This is a genomic window from Deltaproteobacteria bacterium (genome assembly GCA_020848905.1).
Taxonomy (GTDB): Bacteria; Myxococcota_A; Polyangia.
This window is the reverse complement of the sequence record JADLHG010000058.1, coordinates 1-16397: the sequence shown is the minus strand read 5'-3', so window position 1 is coordinate 16397 and position 16397 is coordinate 1. Positions and strand designations below refer to the sequence as shown.

Here is a 16397-nt window from a genome sequence, read left to right as displayed (position 1 = left end):
GCCGCGGGAGCTAAGGGGCTACGGATTCCGGGTCCGCCGCTTCAGCTTCACCTGGATCGACTTGTCCCGATCCGGTCGCACCGAGAGGGACTCGCTGCGATAGCCCTTCGCGCGCACCTCCACGCTGAACTCCTGCGTGGAGCGGGGCAGACGGATCGGCTGCGTGACCTGATACACGCCGTCCACGTAGATCTCGGCCCGCTTGGGCTCCGTCTCGATGAGCAGCAGCGCCACGTCCGGGGTGGTGTTCTTGCGTTCGGGCTCGCTGGCGCCGAAGAGCTTGTCCCAGCCGAGCCAGACGCCGAAGCCGGCGACGGCGACGGCTCCGAGGGCCACGAGGGCTCGCACCAGCGCACGGGTGTTGTCGCGCTGCGCGGCGCTGCCGTACATGGTCGTCCCCACGCCCACGGCCGAGTGCTTCTCGGTCGTGGCCGGCGCGCTGGCCGCGGTTGACGGTGGAGCCTTCGGCAACGGGCCGACCCTCGAGGTCGAGGCGCGCGCGGCGCGGTCGTCCAGCACGAGCTCGAGCGGCTCTTCCTCGACCGCGTCGGGCATGAACAGGCGGTCCTCGGCGCTCGGCACGGCCGAGAGACCGCCGCCGGCAGCCGCTCCGGCCCCCTTGGAGGGCGCGGCGCCGGCCCCCTTGGAGGGCCCCGCTCCAGCCCCCTTGGCGGGCGCAGGGGCGGGGGCCGCGGTCTCCGCAACGCGTGCCGCTCCGAGCAGCGAGAGGGGCAGGTTCTGCGGCCCCGGGGCGCCCTGCACCTCGTCGAGAGCGACCAGCGAGAGCTCGTCCAGCTCCCCGGGCGCCGCGACCGGCGCTGGCGCCGCCACGATCTGAGGCGCCGAGGGGACGGGGACCAGCCCCGCCGCTCGGGCGAACGGCTCGAGCGCCTTGCGGAAGGTACGCGCGTCGGCGAAGCGGTCGGCGGGGTCGGTGGCCAGCGCGCACAGCACCACCGCGTCGAGCGCCGGGGAAAGATCCGGGCGCAGGCTCGACGGAGGCTGCACCTTCCCCGCCAGCACCCGGGCCACGAGTTCGGGGAGGGAGCTACCGCGATGGGGCGGCTGCCCCGTGAGCAGCGTGTAGAGGATCGCTCCCATAGCGTAGATGTCCGCGCGGTGGTCGACCTGGGCCACGCCCGTGGCCTGTTCGGGGGCCATGTACTGCGGCGTCCCCACCACGAGGCCCGGCGTGGTCAGCCCCGCCGCCCCCTCCTCGCCCTGCACCTTGGAGATGCCGAAGTCGAGGATCTTCACGTACTCGTCGCCCTCTTCGTCGAGCACGACCATCAGGTTCGCCGGCTTCAGGTCGCGGTGGACGATCCCCTTCTTGTGGACCGCCTCGAGCCCGCTCAGGGTCTGGCAGACGAGCGTGGACGCGCGAATCGGCGCGAGGGGCGACTCCTGCTCCACGAGATCGCTCAAGGGGCGCCCGTCCAGGTACTCCATGACCAGAAAGAGCGACCCCTCCTCGGTCCAGCCCATGTCGGTCACGGAGGCGACGTTGCGATGCCCGGTGGCGCTGGCCGCCCGCGCCTCGCGCACCAGGCGGCTCGACATCTGCTTGTCGTTAGAGAGAGCCGGGTGGATGACCTTTACGGCCACCCGCTTGTTGAGCATGGTGTGGGTGGCTTCGAAGACCGCCCCCATGGCGCCGTTTCCGACGAGGCGACTGATGCGGTACTTCCCTTCGAGGAGCGTGCCCGACGGAAAGACGCGCGCCGCGATCATTCGCCCCGTCGCCGGACAGAAGCGGTGGTGCGCGTCGTGATGCTCTCCGCAGTGCTCGCAGCCTTGCACGGCCCCATTCTACCAGTTTCCCGCGCCGGGAAGCCGTCGGTGGCTGTCAGTCTCGATGGAGCTCCACGATTTCGACGGAGAGTCGTTCTGGCTCGAGCAGGGCCACGGTGGCCCGCCCCGTGAGCCAGGCGCAGCACTCCCCCGGGTTGAGGAGCAACCGCCCCTCGCGCTCCTCCACGGCCACCGCGTGCGTGTGTCCGCTGATGACGACGTCGGCCCGGGCCAGATCGGCCGGCTTGCACCAATCGAGGAAGTGATGCACGAGGATGCGCCGGCCGCCGAGCTCCACGAAGAGCGGGCCGGTCTGGATCTGCGGCAGCACCTCCTTCAGGCCTTTGCGCTCGCCGTCGTTGTTGCCGTAGACCACGTGCAGCGGGCCCGTCCAGGCCGCGAGCCGTTTCGCCGCGAAGGGCGCGACGAGGTCTCCGGCGTGGATCACGACCTCCACCCCGCGCTCGCGAAAGAGGGCGAGGGCGCGGTCGATGAGCGGCAGCCGGTCGTGGGTGTCGGCGAGCACTCCGATCCGCATGGGCTCCTCCTCCGGTGCTGGCCCTTCACCTTGGGGGTGGCGCCGGGCGGCCGTCAAGGCGCGCGGGCCACGGCCTCCGGGCCGACGGTGGATCTCGCCGGGGAAGTGCTCTACCCTTGCGCGCGCGAGGACACGATGCGCGCGCGATGGCTCGTTGGCAGCGTGGTGGGGGCGGCGCTCGTCGTCGCGACGGCGGCGCACGCCGATCGCGGCGAGGCGCTGCTGCGCCAGGCTCTGCGGCATTACGCGCAGGGGCGCTTCGAAGCGGCCATCCGGGTGCTGCACCACGCGCTGACCGCCACCACCGCACCGAAGACCCTCGGACAGGTGCAGCTCTTCCTGGGCGTCAGCTACGCGGTCACGGACCGTCCCGCCGAGGCGCGCGAGGCCTTCGCCGCCGCCTTGCGCTACGACCCGCAGGTGACGCTCGACCCCGAGCGGTTCAAGCCCGCTCTCGTCCGGCTCTTCCTGGCCGTGAAGCAGCGCGTCCTTGGCGGACCGAGCTCGGCCCCCGTCTCTCCGCCGCCTCGCGCGGGAGGCGCGTCCCCCGCGGCGGTCGCCTCCCCGGCTGCGGCCGCCCCGCCGCGTGCCGCCCCGGTCGCCCCCCCTTCTCCCTCGGGACCGAGCCGCGCGCAGGTCGTGCTGCGCCCCGGCACGCGCCGAGGCTTCTTTCTCCTCGCCGCCGGGCCGGGGATCGGTCTCACCACGAACGTGCCCAGCAACCTCAAGCTCTCCGAGGTGCTCGGCTTCCATTTCTTCCGCCGCTCGTCGGGGCCTGGGCTGGCGCTCGGTCTCGGCCAGGGTCTCGGCGGGGACTGGCTGCTCCTCGAGGCGGGAGTGCGCTTCTTCTGGGACATCCAGCTCGGCGGACGCTACGCGGTGCACCTCACGCCCTTCGTGCAGCCGGGCTACATCCTGGCGCACTTCACCGGCTACCCCTACGACATCGCCGCGCCGGTGGAGCCGACGGCCCATGCCTTCAACGTCGCCTTCGGCCTGGCCGTCCAGCTCCTGCTCGTGGACCGCGCGATCCTCCACCTCCAGCTCGTGGGGATCGATCTCGGGGTCAACGCGAACGGCGCGGACGTGCGCTACGATCTGCTGCTCGGCGGAGGCGTGACGTTCTAGAAACGAAAACGCCACCAGGAGCGCTGGTGGCGTCTTCTATCACTGTCTTTTACCGCCACTGTCTTTTACCGCTGCTGTCGAATCGGCTCTCGCCGGGATCTGAAAATGACGAGGCCCGTGACTGCCTTGGGGGGAGACGACGTCACGGGCCCCGGAACCTCACGGTCCAAAAGCAAAGTGCCATACTCGGGTAGCGAAGGGAAGTCCTTTTTTTCAACTGAGCGAACTTTGCGCATCGCCCCACGTAAACCACTGGAATATATTTGTTATGTCCCCTCCTGAAGAGCGCAAAAAAGCCCCCGGAAGTTATTTTGGAGTCCGACATATCTCTGCGGAAGCGATACTTCGGAGTCCAAAGCGACGCCCGAGATCTCGGTGTTCCCGGCCCAGGCCCCACCGGAGAGACTCGGTTCGGCGGATGTTCGCACAAAAGCATTAAATAATAGCGCGTTACATGGCAAGTGGCTCCCCGTGACGATTCTCTAACAATCGGAGCGCCTCGCTGCGTATGGGCCCACGACAGCCCGAGCAGCGAGAGAAGAGGAGTCGTCATGCAGTCCATGGAACGGGGTGAGGTCACGGGATCCGCCAGCGAACGTCCGAGCTCGGCACGCGAGCGCGCCGCCGCGGAGGACGAGGCGCTGCTAGCCCGCGCCCTCGCCGGGAATCAGCAGGCCTGGAATGCCTTCTGTCGAAGATTCGACAGTCTCATCGCGGGGTGCGTGCTGCGCGTCCTGCGCCGCTACACCGCGAGCTTCACGAACGCCGACCTCGGCGATCTTGTCTCCGAGGTGTGGCTGTCCCTGTTGCGGGACGACCGGCGTCGTCTGCGCCTCTACGAGCCCGGGCGGGGTTACCGTCTGAGCAGCTGGCTGGGCCTCATCGCCACGAACACGACCATCGATCAGCTCCGGCAGCGCGGAGCCGAGCACCGCTACCTGGAGGACCTCGTGGGGGTCGAACGCTGGCTCGTGGACTGGCGGCGCCCCGACGACGCACTGGAGGTCCAGCAGTCGGCGGACCTGGCCCGTCGGGCGCTGGAGCGGCTCACTCCGGAGGAGCGCGCGTTCGTCGTCTCCTGCTTTCACGACGAGCGGGCGCCGACCGAGCTCGCGGCCGAGCTCGGCATCACGCTCAACACCGTCTACAGCCGCAAGTTCAAGCTGCGACAGAAGCTGGTGCGCATCGTGAACGAGCTCGACGGCCGCTCCGGCGACGTGCCGGCCTGCGGGGCTCCGCTCGCCGCCTGAGCGAGGGCCCCGTGCGACCCACGAGGCGTCAGCTCCGCTGCAGGTTGTAGGCCTTGATCTTCTTGTGCAGGTTCGTGCGCTCGATCCCCAGGATCGACGCCGTGCGCGAGATGTTCCAGTCGTTCTCCTCGAGCCGCATGAGGATGAACTCCCGTTCCACCTCTTCCTTGAAGTCGCGGAGGCTCCGGTTCTTGTAGCCGTCGAGCTCGACGAGCTTGCGCCCGGCCTGATGCAGGTAGGGGGGCAGGTCCTGCAGCTGGATCGCGTCATCGCTCATGATCACGACGCGCTCGATCACGTTCTTCAGCTCGCGCACGTTCCCCGGCCAGTTGAAGGCCATCAGCCGCTCCAGCACCTCCGGCTCGACGGTCTTCGTCCGGAAGCCGTTCTCGCGGCAGAGCTCCTCGACGAAGTGCTGCACCATGTCGGGGATGTCCTCGGCCCGCTCTCTCAGCGGGGGCGACCGCAGGGGGACGACGTTGAGCCGGAAGAACAGGTCCTCGCGAAAGCGCCCCGCCTCGACCTCCTTCAGGAGGTCCTTGTTCGTGGCGGCGATGACGCGCACGTCCACCTTGACCGTGCGCTCGCCGCCCACGCGCGTGAGCTCGCCCGTCTGCAGCACCCGCAGGACCTTGGCCTGCGCCGTCAGCGCCATGTCTCCGATCTCGTCGAGGAAGATGGTTCCTCCGTCGGCGACCTCGAAGAGCCCGCGCTTGCGGCTCACCGCGCCGGTGAAGGCGCCCTTCTCGTGGCCGAAGAGCTCGCTCTCGAAGAGCTCGGGGGGGATCGCCGCGCAGTTGACCTTCACGAAGGGGCCGCTCGCCACCAGGCTGTTGTCGTGGACCGCCCGGGCGATGAGCTCCTTGCCGGTGCCGCTCTCTCCGGTGATCAGCACGCGCCCCTTCGACGGCGCCACCTTGGCCAGCTCGGCGAAGAGCTTCTGCATCACCGCGCTCCGGCCGATCATCTCGTACTGGCCCTTGACCTGCCGCCGCAGCGCCCCCGCCTCCTGCGCGAGCTGTCGCTGGCGCAGGGCGTTGCGCACGGTGATGACGACGCGCTCGCGGTCGAGGGGCTTTTCGAGGAAGTCGAAGGCGCCGAGGCGCGTGGCCTGGACCGCGTCGCTCACGGTGCCGTGCCCGGAGATCACGATCACCGGGACGTTGGTCTCGCCGGGGTGCTCGGCCTGCAGGCGCTCGAGGGCCTCCATCCCCGAGATGCCCGGCAGCTTGAGGTCGAGCAGCATGGCGTCCACTCGCCGCACCTCGAGGAGGGCGAGCCCCTCCTCGGCGCTCTCGGCGTCGTGCACCTCGTAGCCCTCGGACTCGAGGACCATCCGCAAGGTGCGTCGGATGTTCTTCTCGTCGTCGATGACCAGGAGAGTGGCGTGGCCGCTGCCCGACATGCGCGGCAGCATAGTGCAAGCACCCGGGGCTGTAAACGCGACGAGGCTGCTAGTTGCCGCCGCAGGGCGCGAAGCCGCCGCGAAGGATCGGCGGCGTGTCGCTGAAGTTCCCCGAGGAGCTTCCGACCGAGGTGACGACCGTCACGGTCACGTCCGCCTTCATGGCCGTTCCGCCGGCCTGAAGGGCGGCCTGCCCGGTCCCCGTGTAGGTCACGGTTCCGCCGCTGGTCGTGACGGGAAAAGACCAGCTGAAGCTCCCCTTGCCGTTCTGGTCGATGGGCAGGGTGAAGGTCCCCTGACCGCTGCCGCCGCCCGAGACCACCATCGTTCCATTCCAGGTGCCGTAGAGCCCGCTGCAGTTGTGCGCCTTGATGGCGATGCTGGCGCCTCCGCCGCTGACCACGAAGTCGATACGCGCGCTCGGTCCCCCTCCGCTATCGCTCGTCGGTCCTCCTCCGCCGTCGCTCCGCGCCGCGTCTGCTCTGCTCGCGCCGTCGGCCCGGCTCGCGCCGTCGGCCCGGCTCGCACCGTCGCCCCCACCGCTGCCGTCGCGGGCGGGTTGCGCGTCGCCCCCCGGGCCGCCCTCGGCGCTGGCCGTGGCGCCGTCTGCGGTCGTGGACGAGCTGCTGCAGCCGCAGAGCGCAACGGCGCAGACCACGATCAGGGGCCAGGCGCCCCAGCTACGGGTCGCTGCGCTGGCCGTGCGCGGCGGCTCGGTCGAATGTGTCGGATGCATGGTAAGTCTCCTCATTAGGTGAACAGGCAAGCATGGCGCCGCGAGGAGAGATCCGCCACCCCGAGGCTCCGGCGCACCTTGACAGTCACCGGGGGGTTGGGCAATGGTTCCCACCGTTTTCAGGAGGAATGAATGGCCGGTGTGAACAAGGTCATCCTGGTGGGCAACCTCGGGGCGAAGCCCGAGTTGCGACGCACGAGCGGTGGACAGGCGGTGGCCGAGCTGCGCGTGGCCACCTCTCGCCGCTACACGGGAAAAGACGGCGCCACGAAGGAAGAGACCGAGTGGCATCGGGTCGTGGTGTGGGGCAAGCAAGCGGAGCAGTGCGAGCAGTACCTCGACAAGGGACGGCAGGTCTTCGTGGAGGGGCGACTTCAGACGCGGCAGTGGGAGGACAAGACCGGCAACAAGCGCTACACGACCGAGGTGGTGGCGCAGCAGGTGCAGTTCCTCGGAGGGCGCGGCGGCGGAGGCGGTGGCGGCATGGGCGGTGAGCCGCCGGCCCCCGACGACATCGACGCGCCAGCGTCGGACTTCGGCAACGACGACATTCCGTTCTAGCCGGAAACCCCCCTCGGGCCGACGCGGCCGACGACGAAGGATCTCCGTGTATCGCGGTTGCCCGATTGCTGTCGTGATGCCCGCCTACAACGCGGCTCCGTTTCTGCCGGCGGCGATCGCCGCCGTGCCCGACTACGTGGACCATCTGGTGGTCGTGGACGACGGCAGCGTCGACGAGACGCCCGGGCTGCTCGCGCGGAGCGAGCGGCCGGGGCTCGTGGGAGTGCGGCACGAGACGAACCGCGGGGTGGGCGCGGCGATCGCCACCGGGTACCGCCGCGCGCTCGAGCTCGGGGCGCGCGTGGTGGCGGTGATGGCCGGCGACGGCCAGATGGATCCCGCCGATCTCCCAACGCTGCTCGACCCCGTCGTCTCGGGCGAGGCTGACTACGCCAAGGGGAACCGCTTTCGCCACCCCGCCGTGCGCCGGGCCATGCCGCGGGCGCGCCTCGTCGGCAACGTGGCGCTCAGCCTCCTCACCAAGGTGACCTCGGGCTACCACCGTCTCTTCGACTCGCAGTGCGGCTACACGGCCATCTCGCGGGCGGCGCTCCTCGCCATCGAGGGGCGTCTCTTCTCGCGCTACGGCTACCCGAACGACCTGCTCGCGCGCTTGCGGGCCGTCGACGCGCGCGTGGTGGACGTGCCGGTGCGGCCGGTCTACGAGGGGCAGCCCTCGGGGATTCGCCTTTGGACCGTGCTCTATCCGATCTTGTTCGTGCTCCTCGGCTCGATGCTGCGACGCCTCTGGCGTCAGCGGCTCCGGCCGCTCTTCGGGATGCCGCGGGTCCGCCTGCGCGCCGCGCCACCGCTCGTGCCGGATGCGGATCGGACTGCTGACCACCTCCTACCCGCGCCACCCCCATGACCTGGCCGGCCGGTTCGTCGCCGAGCTGGCCGGCTGGTTCGCGGAGCGCGGCGATGCGCTGGAGGTCCTGGCCCCCGAGCCCGCGCGGAGCGATCACCCGCGCGTGCAGGTCCATGCGCTCCACTACGCGCGACGGCCGCTTCTCTTCTATGGGGCGGGGGCGCCCGACAATCTCCTCGCGGGCGGGCTGACCTCGCTCGATCGCCTGCGTCGATTCGCCCAGGTCCCGGGCTTCGTGGCCGCGCTCGCCGCCGAGACGCACCGACGGAGCGCGCGGTGGGACGCGCTCCTCTCGCACTGGCTCGTGCCGCCTGGCCTCGTCGGAGCGCTCGCCGCCCGCGGGCTGCCGCACCTCGCGATCGGGCACGGCACGGACGTGGAGCTCCTCGCGCGCCTCCCTGGGGCGTGGTCCGCGCTGCACGCCCTCGCGCGGCCCCGCACCGCGCTGGTGCTGACGCACGAGGCGCAGCGCGCGCTCCTGGCGGCCCGGACGCGCACGCCGCGCGCCCGTCGGCTCGTCGCGGAGGCCACCGTGGTCCGCATGGGCGTGACCCTTCGCCCGCGTGGCGTCACCGGGGCAGAGCGACGGGAAGCGCGCGCGCGGCTCGGGCTCGACCCCGGCCCGGTGGCGCTCTTCGTGGGTCGGCTGGTGCCCGTCAAGGGGGCGCGCGTCCTGCTCGAGGCCTGCGCGGAGCTGCCCGAGCTCACGTTGCTCGTGGTGGGCGAAGGGCCCGAGCGGCTCGCTCTCGGACGTCAGGCCGAGGCGCTCGGGGGGCGCGTGCGCCTCGTGGGCGAGAAGGTGGGCCCGGAGAAGGAGCTCTACGTGCGGGCGGCCGACCTCCTGGTCGTGCCCTCGCTGATCTTGCCCGACGGGCGCACCGACGCGGCCCCCGTCGTCCTGCTCGAGGGGATGGCGGCGGGGCTGCCGGTCCTCGCGACCCGCGTGGGCGGGGCGGCCGAGCTCGTACGTCACGGCGAGAACGGCTGGCTCGTGCGCCCCGGGGAGCCGCGCGCCCTGGCCGAGGCGCTGCGCCTGCTCCTCACCGACCAGGCGCTGCGGCGCCGGCTGGCTGCCGCGGGCCTCGCAACGGCCCAGGAGCACTCGTGGGAGCGTGTGGGTGCTACTCTGCGCGAGCGGTTGAACCGACTGGTGGCAGGAGGATAAGAGCTCCGAGCGGAGCCCGGTTCCGACGCGACGGCGAGCTAGATTAGATCGCGGCCCGCTCCTGCAGCCGCTCGCGGATGCGCGCCACCGCGCGGTGCTCGATCTGGCGCACGCGCTCCCGCGACAGCCGGTGAACCTTGCCGATCTCGCGCAGCGTCTGCTCGGGCTTGTCGTCGAGGCCGAAGCGGCGGCGCAGGATGTCCGCCTCGAGGCTGCTGAGCTGGCCGAAGAGCTCCTTCACGGCGGCTTGCAGCTGGGCGAACTCGAGCTGGCTCGCCGCCGACGCGACGTTCGGATCTCCGAGTCGGTCGATCAGGCGGCGGCCCCCGTTCTGCGGCGTGGACTCGAGCGAGGTGGTCCAGGTCGAGATCCCCTCGAGGAGCTCGACCTGCTTCACGCTCAGGCCCACTTCCTTCGCCACCTCCTCGCGGTTGGGCACCCGCCCGAGCGTGGAGGTGAGCTGCTGCTGGTTGCGCGTCATCTTCTGCAGCGCCTCGATGCGGTGTACGGGGACCCGCACCGTGCGTCCGTGCTCGGCCAGCGCGCGATTGATGCCGTGCCGGATCCACCACGCCGCGTAGGTGCTGAAGCGAAAGCCGCGCTGGTGGTCGAATCCTTCCGCCGCGCGCATCAGGCCGAGGTTGCCTTCCTGGATCAGGTCCGCCAGCGGGAGCGGCCCGCCTCGATAGCGGCGGGCGATCGCCACGACCAGGCGGAGGTTGGCCGCCACGAGCCGCTGACGGAGCCTCGCCGCTTCCCGTTTTCGTCCGCGCGCCTCGGCCGAGGCGATCTTGCGGGCCAGGGTCTGCTCCTCCTCCACGCTCAGCAGATTGAGCCGCGAGAGGTCCTTGGCGTACATGCGGTCCGCACGCGGGATGTTTGCCGCGTCGGCCCGGTCGGTCGCACGTCTACGGCGACCGGTTCCGGTCAGTCGCGGGGGTTGATTTGCTGCGCTCATTGCACCCTCCTGGCGGCCCGTCGCCTCGGCGCGTCTCGCGCGACAGCTCGCCCGTGGTTGGTGGAACACCTGCTCGTCCAGCGTCCTAGGTCCAAATAGGATCGATTTTGTCTCCTATACGCCCGCAAGGGAGGCCGGGTAACGCGGGACTCACTGTCCCGGTAGCGGCCCAAACGGGGCTCGGGAGCCCTAGAGCGACGAGGAGCGGCCGCAGCCTTGAATTGATGAGCGCACGTTTGTGACGATCAAGTCTTCGGCCCCGGTAGTACTCGAGCCCCGCCGAGAACTAACGCTGGGTATTGACGGCCAGGTCGAAGGCGGGATCAAGGTGCGGCGGACCCGAAGCGGCGATGGACGCTACAGGCACGCCCCGGAGTTGCTGATGCGGGCCAGGTCGTGGGTCACGACCGGGTTCAGCGAGCCGGCTCCCACCATGATGTCGATGGTGTCGGCCATCGTCTTCGGGTCCCGTGTGGACCAGCAGAGGTCCATCGCCGTGGACGGCGACGCGGTGATCTTCAGCTTGTAGGCGCCCCACTTCAGCCCGGAGATGGTCTGATTCATGTTGGGGTCCCAGCAGGAGCCCTTGTCGGCGCCGTTCGTCATCGGGCAACCCGACTGGCCCGGGCCGCACACCGGTTTCGTGATCGGAGTGCCGTCCAGCTTGAGCAGCACGTACTGGCTCGCCACCTTCGGGTTCGGGCCGCCGCAGGACTTGCCGCCCTCGTAGGTCGTCTTGAAGAAGTAGTCGCCCATGGTGCTCGACTTCTTCGGCTCGAAGAAGGAGTTGAAGAGGAACTCGAAGGCCTCCTGGCTGCTCGAGCCCACCGTGGCCGTGAGCGTGTCCGAGGCCTCGGTCGTGAGCGCGTTGTTCGCCGCGTCGAGGAGCTTGACCTTCACCTGATGCGCGCCGGGGCTGAGCCCGCTGATCGCGGTGGACATGGCCACGCTGTTGCCGACGCCGTTACAGGGGACCGTGCGCGGCGTGCCGTCGATCGTGATCATCACGTTGGCGGCGCCCACCTCGTCGCAGGTGTCCCAGCTCGGGCCGCCGGCCGTGCCGTCGGTGGTGCCGTTGATCTTCCACGAGACGTGCAGCCAGGCGTTGCCCGTCGTGCAGTCTGCCGGGCAGGTAGCCTGGGTCTCGCCCGTTTCGCAGATGCCGTTGCCGCAGGTCGTGATCTTGCAGTCCTGCGGACAGGTGGCGGTCGTCTCGCCGCTCTCGCAGATGTTGTTCCCGCAGACCGCCTGGCCCCCGCGGAAGTCCGAGGAGGTGAACTGGATGTCCGCGGTCCAGATCGTCTGCACGTCGGAGATCACGGAGATCGTCTTGGAGCGGCTGGCGAGGGTCCCGCCTCCGGCGCTCCGTGCGGTGACCGTGACCTGGTAGTTCCCTTCGGCGATGGCGTACGCGCCGCGGAACGCCGGGCCCGTGTTCCAGGGCTGGTCGCACGGCACGTCGGCGTTCGTCATCTCCGGACCGACGAGGTCGATGTGCCACATGGCGATGCCGTAGGTGGCGCAGATCGCGGAGCTGTTGCGGACGCCGTCCACGGACCAGCTCACCTCGAGGTCTCCCTCGAAGACGAGCAGGCAGGCCCCGAGGCCGAGCACGGCGAGTAGCGAGGTTAGTCTACGTTTCATGGGATCCTCCCAAGCCTCTACGGCTGGTTTCGTACCCTATTCACAGGCCGGCCGCGAGAGCCGGGCCAAGTCATGCTGCACTACCGGGTTGTCGCCCACTCCGACGGTCACCGCCGTGGTGCGCTCCCAGCAGTTCTCCCCAGCGACCGTCTGGCCAAAGAGCTCTATTCTGTACTGCCCCCAGGGAAGATTGGCAATCGTCTGCGACGCGGAGGTCCCCTGGCAGGGCAGCGGCGTCGCGCCGTCGGCGGGTACGCACCGCTCGGTGGTGCAGAGGAGGGCGCCGGCGAGGCGTCCGTCGCGGTGGGTCACGCGCACGCGCTGGCGCGCCGGAGTCGCCTGGCCCGCCACGGGGCAGCTTTGCCCGGCGTAGCTCACGGCGAAGCGGTAGGTCCCGGGCAAGCGCAGGGGCTGCTGGGTCCGCGGGTCCACGAAATCTTCCGGCGCGAAGTCCACGCGGCCGAGTCCCGTGAGGGGCGTCACGCTGGCGACGACCTCCTTACCGCGCGTGAGCGCCCGCCCCGTCCCGTCGAGGAGCTCGACCCGGACGCGGTAGTCGCCGCTCGGCAGGTCGATCAGCGTGTGCTTCGGCTCGTGGCCGCGACAGGGGGCGAGCTCGTCGGCGGGGCGCACCGGCCCGCTCAGCGTTCGCACGCGGGCGGTGACCGCACCGAGCTCCTCGCACGCGTCGAGCGACCGGTCAGGCCTGTCCGCGCTGGCGCTGCCCGAGAGGGTCCAGCGCAGCTCGAGCGCCCCGAAGTCCGCGTCGCACGCCGCGGCCCCCGTCGTGCCGACGATGAGACAGCCCATGGCTCCCATTCGTAGCAGGCGCGTCATCGCTCGACGATGATCAGGTTCACATTCAGGTTCGTGAGCTCGCCTTCGCGCAGGTCCCGCACCACGGGGAGCGGCACGCGCACCCCGTGCTGGACCGTGAGCGGCTTCCCCTCGAGGTCGAGCGGCAAGATGGCCACCGCGTAGCGTCCCTCGGGGATCACGAACCCCGAGGTGCCGACCCCCCGGTCGCAGTCGAAGCGGCACGAGGCCTCGGTCGCGCACGGGTCGCCGCCCCCCGCCATCGGTTGGAGCGTGAAGCGCACCGCGCCGACGCCCCCCTCGGTGCAGCCGATGCGCCGTCCGTCGAAGCCGCGGAGCTCCCAGCCGGCTTCGAGCGCGCCGCCGGCCACCGAGACGCAGCCCGCCAGCCCCACGCAGAGCAGCACTCCCTGGACGAGCCGACCGAGCCGCGCGTGCATGGGGCCAGGCTAGAGAAGGAGCTGTGGGATGTCAAAGTGTTCGCCGTGTGTGGCACCGCGGGCCAAATTGACTTGCCCCGGGCGGCCGTGGTACTTGCCGAAGGCGCTCACCTCGAGGCGGCAGGGAGGCCGGTACGCATGCACTGGGCGGTCTTGCTCGCACCCGAAGCGGCGTCCCAAGAGCTCGACATCCTCTCGCTGATCGTCAACGCGTCGGGAGTCGTGCTGGGCGTTCTCGGGCTTCTGGCCTTCTTCAGCCTCGTGAGCTGGTACATCATCGGCTACAAGTACTTCTACCTGCGGCGGGCGCACCGCGACAGCCTGCGCTTTCTCGACCAGTTCTGGACCTCGAAGCGCCTCGACGCCATCTACCAGCACGCGCAGGAGCTCAAGCGCAGCCCGCTCTCGGCCCTCTTTCGCGCGGGGTACGTCGAGCTGGGACGGCTGAAGAGCGGGGCCACCACCGAGCGGGACGAGAAGGGGGACTGGCTCGGGGACCTGCAGAGCATCGAGCGCGCGCTGGCCCGCGCGCAGACGAGCGAGATGACGCACCTCGAGAGCATGATCCCGTTTCTGGCCACCACCGGCTCGGCGGCGCCCTTCGTCGGGCTCTTCGGCACGGTGTGGGGGATCATGAACTCCTTTCGCAGCATCGGGGCCAAGGGCGCGGCGAATCTGGCCACCGTGGCCCCCGGCATCGCGGAGGCGCTCGTGGCCACGGCCATCGGTCTGATGGCGGCGATTCCGGCGGTCATGGCGTATAACTATTTCACCCGGCGGGTGAAGGTGCTCTCCGCCGAGATGGACGCCTTCGGCAACGACTTCCTGAACATCATCAAACGCCACTTCTTCAAGTAGGAGAGGGCAGACCGACCATGGCCATGGGAGGCAGCGGCGGCGGCGGCACGATGCTGGCGGAGATCAACGTCACGCCGCTGGTGGACGTGATGTTGGTTTTGCTCATCATCTTCATGGTGACCGCGCCGCTCATCCAGCAGGGGGTGGACGTGGACCTGCCGAAGGCCCAGGCGCAGAACCTCCAGGCCGAGGAGAAGAAGCTGGTCCTGAGCGTGGACCGGCAGCAGCGCGTCTATCTGGGCAAGACCTTCGTCCCGTTCTCGCAGCTCGGCGAGAAGCTCAAGCACAACGAGAAGCTCCAGGCCGACAAGGAGCTCTACCTGCGCGCGGACCGGAACCTGCCCTACGGGCTGGTGGTGAAGATCATGGCCATGGCCAAGCTCGCGGGGATCGACAAGGTGGGGATGATCACCGACGCGGCCGAGGGAGAGGAGCGGGGGGCCGAGAGCGAGGCCGGATTCGGCAAAGGTGTCAAAACGGGTAAGTCTGGCAAAGACTCCAAGGGGGCCGACGACGAGGAGGGGAGGGCGAGGTGAGCGCCACCGGACGGCAGGCGCCCGGTGCCACTCTCGACCCCGGGCCGCGCCCCGGGCGGGTGCGGCGCTTCGAGCCGATTGCCGTCTGGGGGCTCCTCGTCACGGTGCTGCTCCACGGCGGCGCGTTCGTGGGGATCATGCTCTACCGGCAGAGGCTGCAGGCTGCCGTGACGCCGCCGCCGCCGACGAGCTTCGTGGTGGCCAAGCTCGTGCGGCTCGGCAAGCCCCTCGACCCGAAGCGCCTCCCCGACCGGGAGGTCCCGCAGGAGGCCACCCGCAAGGACGACGGGGTCGATCTGTCGCAAGACGCCGACGTGAAGCCCACGCCGAAGAAGCCCAAGACCGAGGACAAGCTGGCGGACAAGCTGCGCAGCGCGCTGAACAAGGCCGCGCTCATGGACAAGGCGCAGCGCGAGTCGGACGTGGAGGGGGACCCGAGCGGCTCGCCGAGCGGCACGGCCAAGACGGCGAGCGAGGGAGACGTCTACATCACGCGCATCGCCGACCTCTGGAATCGCACCTGGACCTTGCCGTCGATCATCGCGGCCGACGAGGCCAAGAAGCTCTTCGTGCTCGTCACGCTCAAGATGGACCGGCAGGGCAAGCTCGAGCTCCCGGTGGCGCTCGACCGCCCGTCGGGGAACGAGCACTTCGACAACTCGATCAAGGCGGCTTGGGAGCAGATCAAGAAGGTGCCCGCGCCCCCCGCCGAGCGCGCCGCGTCGATCGTCGCGCACGGGCTCAAGCTCAAGCTCACCTGGAAGGGACTTCAGTGATCACGAGACAGCAGGCCGTTCGTTACGCGGCCGTCCTCCTCGCGCTCCTCGCCTCGGGCCGCGCGCAGGGGCAGGGCGGCGGCTCGTACACGGAGATCCAGGGAACGGGACAGTCGCTCTACCGCATCGCCGTCCCCCCCGTGCTCGACGATGGCGGCGCCGCGCCGCAGGCGCAGGTGGCGACGCAGGTCATGACGCGCGACCTGAAGCTCTACGGGCTCTTCAAGGTGCTCGACCCGAAGGGCTTCCTCGCCGACCTGGCCAAGGAGGGGACGGGAATCGACGCGTCGGCCTGGGCCAACGCCGGGGCGCAGGCGGTGATCAAGGCGCGGGCGAGCGCGCGCGGGATCGAGTTCTTCCTCTATGAGGTGGGCAAGGGGGCGCGGCCGGTGCTCCAGCGGCACTACCTCGGCGACGGCAAGCAGGCCCGGCGCATGGCGCACCAGTTCGGGGACGAGGTGGTGCGGCACCTGACGGGCGAGCGCGGCATCTTCACCACGAAGCTGGCCTTCGCCGCGGGGAACCGCCGGGCCGGCGTCTCCCACATCTACGTGATGGACTACGACGGTTACGGGGTGACGCGCGTCTCGCGCACCGGGCAGCAGAACGTGAGCCCGTCGCTCGGACCGGGCGGGCTGCTCGCGTACACGTCGTTCCTCTGGAAGAACCCCGACCTCTTCGTCATGCCGCTCGGGGGCCGGGCGAACCGCATCTCGCGGCAGCCGGGCCTCAACACGGCGGCGGCCTGGGCCCCCGGGGGCGGGCGCCTCGCCGTGACGCTGAGCAAGGACGGCAACTCGGAGATCTACGTCATCAGCGCGACGGGGCAGGTGCTGAAGCGACTCACGCACAACGCGGCCATCGACACCTCGCCGACCTGGTCCCCCGACGGCTCGCAGCTCGCGTTCGTCTCGAACCGCGGCGGCT

General features: G+C 70.1%; 17 protein-coding genes. 9 read left to right on the top strand and 8 right to left on the bottom strand.

Translation table 11 applies throughout. The features are described from left to right. Positions 1-18: 18 nt before the first annotated feature. Positions 19-1800 (bottom strand): serine/threonine protein kinase, encoded by a 1782-nt coding sequence (locus IT371_25535; GenBank protein MCC6751041.1) that lies wholly within the window; start codon positions 1798-1800, stop codon positions 19-21. Between the two features lie 46 nt (positions 1801-1846). After that, the gene (locus IT371_25530) at positions 1847-2329 is read right to left on the bottom strand and encodes a metallophosphoesterase (GenBank protein MCC6751040.1); all 483 of its coding nucleotides are present in this window, start codon (positions 2327-2329) and stop codon (positions 1847-1849) included. A 135-nt stretch (positions 2330-2464) separates the two neighbouring features. On the opposite strand from IT371_25530, the gene IT371_25525 reads away from it, so the two are divergent. Next, on the top strand, positions 2465-3457 hold the full coding sequence (locus tag IT371_25525; GenBank protein ID MCC6751039.1) for a hypothetical protein: 993 nt from the start codon (positions 2465-2467) through the stop codon (positions 3455-3457). 551 nt (positions 3458-4008) lie between these two features. Further along, complete coding sequence (locus IT371_25520; protein ID MCC6751038.1) at positions 4009-4707, top strand: sigma-70 family RNA polymerase sigma factor; 699 nt, start codon at positions 4009-4011, stop codon at positions 4705-4707. 28 nt (positions 4708-4735) lie between these two features. Here IT371_25520 and IT371_25515 read toward each other — a convergent pair whose 3' ends face one another. Together IT371_25515 and IT371_25510 are read right to left on the bottom strand one after the other, a co-directional pair. Further along, positions 4736-6112 (bottom strand): sigma-54-dependent Fis family transcriptional regulator, encoded by a 1377-nt coding sequence (locus IT371_25515; GenBank protein ID MCC6751037.1) that lies wholly within the window; start codon positions 6110-6112, stop codon positions 4736-4738. Between the two features lie 49 nt (positions 6113-6161). Next, a complete protein-coding gene (locus IT371_25510) occupies positions 6162-6848 on the bottom strand; it encodes a hypothetical protein (protein ID MCC6751036.1) in 687 nt (228 codons plus the stop codon). Positions 6849-6980: 132 nt separating this feature from the next. On the opposite strand from IT371_25510, the gene IT371_25505 reads away from it, so the two are divergent. The 3 genes from IT371_25505 to IT371_25495 are packed head-to-tail and all read left to right on the top strand — an operon-like array spanning position 6981 to position 9442. Then, positions 6981-7409 carry a single-stranded DNA-binding protein gene (locus tag IT371_25505; protein ID MCC6751035.1) on the top strand — a complete coding sequence of 143 codons (429 nt, stop codon included), beginning with the start codon at positions 6981-6983 and terminating at the stop codon, positions 7407-7409. A 46-nt stretch (positions 7410-7455) separates the two neighbouring features. Then, positions 7456-8277, top strand: a complete 822-nt coding sequence (locus IT371_25500; protein MCC6751034.1) for a glycosyltransferase family 2 protein — start codon at positions 7456-7458, stop codon at positions 8275-8277. Continuing rightward, positions 8231-9442: a glycosyltransferase family 4 protein gene (locus IT371_25495; protein ID MCC6751033.1), complete on the top strand. Its 1212-nt coding sequence runs from the start codon at positions 8231-8233 to the stop codon at positions 9440-9442. The genes IT371_25500 and IT371_25495 overlap by 47 nt, the downstream gene beginning before the upstream one ends. 43 nt (positions 9443-9485) lie before the next feature. Here IT371_25495 and IT371_25490 read toward each other — a convergent pair whose 3' ends face one another. The 4 genes from IT371_25490 to IT371_25475 form a co-directional block, all read right to left on the bottom strand. Further along, a complete protein-coding gene (locus IT371_25490; GenBank protein MCC6751032.1) occupies positions 9486-10400 on the bottom strand; it encodes a sigma-70 family RNA polymerase sigma factor in 915 nt (304 codons plus the stop codon). 357 nt (positions 10401-10757) lie between these two features. After that, a complete protein-coding gene (locus tag IT371_25485; protein MCC6751031.1) occupies positions 10758-12044 on the bottom strand; it encodes a hypothetical protein in 1287 nt (428 codons plus the stop codon). 36 nt (positions 12045-12080) lie between these two features. Next, a complete protein-coding gene (locus IT371_25480) occupies positions 12081-12854 on the bottom strand; it encodes a hypothetical protein (protein ID MCC6751030.1) in 774 nt (257 codons plus the stop codon). Positions 12855-12877: 23 nt separating this feature from the next. Next, a complete protein-coding gene (locus IT371_25475; GenBank protein MCC6751029.1) occupies positions 12878-13300 on the bottom strand; it encodes a hypothetical protein in 423 nt (140 codons plus the stop codon). 138 nt (positions 13301-13438) lie between these two features. On the opposite strand from IT371_25475, the gene tolQ reads away from it, so the two are divergent. From tolQ to IT371_25455, 4 genes are all read left to right on the top strand, one after another. Then, the gene (gene tolQ, locus IT371_25470) at positions 13439-14158 is read left to right on the top strand and encodes a protein TolQ (protein MCC6751028.1); all 720 of its coding nucleotides are present in this window, start codon (positions 13439-13441) and stop codon (positions 14156-14158) included. A gap of 17 nt (positions 14159-14175) precedes the next feature. After that, positions 14176-14694 (top strand): ExbD/TolR family protein, encoded by a 519-nt coding sequence (locus IT371_25465; GenBank protein MCC6751027.1) that lies wholly within the window; start codon positions 14176-14178, stop codon positions 14692-14694. Continuing rightward, positions 14691-15470, top strand: coding sequence for a TonB C-terminal domain-containing protein (locus IT371_25460; GenBank protein MCC6751026.1), 780 nt, complete (start codon positions 14691-14693; stop codon positions 15468-15470). The genes IT371_25465 and IT371_25460 overlap by 4 nt, the downstream gene beginning before the upstream one ends. After that, positions 15467-16397: PD40 domain-containing protein (locus tag IT371_25455; protein MCC6751025.1), on the top strand; the 931-nt coding region annotated here is incomplete at its 3' end. The genes IT371_25460 and IT371_25455, both read left to right, overlap by 4 nt.

Coding starts and splice junctions, on each gene's coding strand:
- IT371_25530 (MCC6751040.1), bottom strand. CDS start 2,329: ATGCGGATCGGAGTGCTCGCCGACACCCACGACCGGCTGCCGCTCATC.
- IT371_25525 (MCC6751039.1), top strand. CDS start 2,465: ATGCGCGCGCGATGGCTCGTTGGCAGCGTGGTGGGGGCGGCGCTCGTC.
- IT371_25520 (MCC6751038.1), top strand. CDS start 4,009: ATGCAGTCCATGGAACGGGGTGAGGTCACGGGATCCGCCAGCGAACGT.
- IT371_25515 (MCC6751037.1), bottom strand. CDS start 6,112: ATGTCGGGCAGCGGCCACGCCACTCTCCTGGTCATCGACGACGAGAAG.
- IT371_25510 (MCC6751036.1), bottom strand. CDS start 6,848: ATGCATCCGACACATTCGACCGAGCCGCCGCGCACGGCCAGCGCAGCG.
- IT371_25505 (MCC6751035.1), top strand. CDS start 6,981: ATGGCCGGTGTGAACAAGGTCATCCTGGTGGGCAACCTCGGGGCGAAG.
- IT371_25495 (MCC6751033.1), top strand. CDS start 8,231: ATGCGGATCGGACTGCTGACCACCTCCTACCCGCGCCACCCCCATGAC.
- IT371_25490 (MCC6751032.1), bottom strand. CDS start 10,400: ATGAGCGCAGCAAATCAACCCCCGCGACTGACCGGAACCGGTCGCCGT.
- IT371_25485 (MCC6751031.1), bottom strand. CDS start 12,044: ATGAAACGTAGACTAACCTCGCTACTCGCCGTGCTCGGCCTCGGGGCC.
- IT371_25480 (MCC6751030.1), bottom strand. CDS start 12,854: ATGGGCTGTCTCATCGTCGGCACGACGGGGGCCGCGGCGTGCGACGCG.
- IT371_25475 (MCC6751029.1), bottom strand. CDS start 13,300: ATGCACGCGCGGCTCGGTCGGCTCGTCCAGGGAGTGCTGCTCTGCGTG.
- tolQ (MCC6751028.1), top strand. CDS start 13,439: ATGCACTGGGCGGTCTTGCTCGCACCCGAAGCGGCGTCCCAAGAGCTC.
- IT371_25465 (MCC6751027.1), top strand. CDS start 14,176: ATGGCCATGGGAGGCAGCGGCGGCGGCGGCACGATGCTGGCGGAGATC.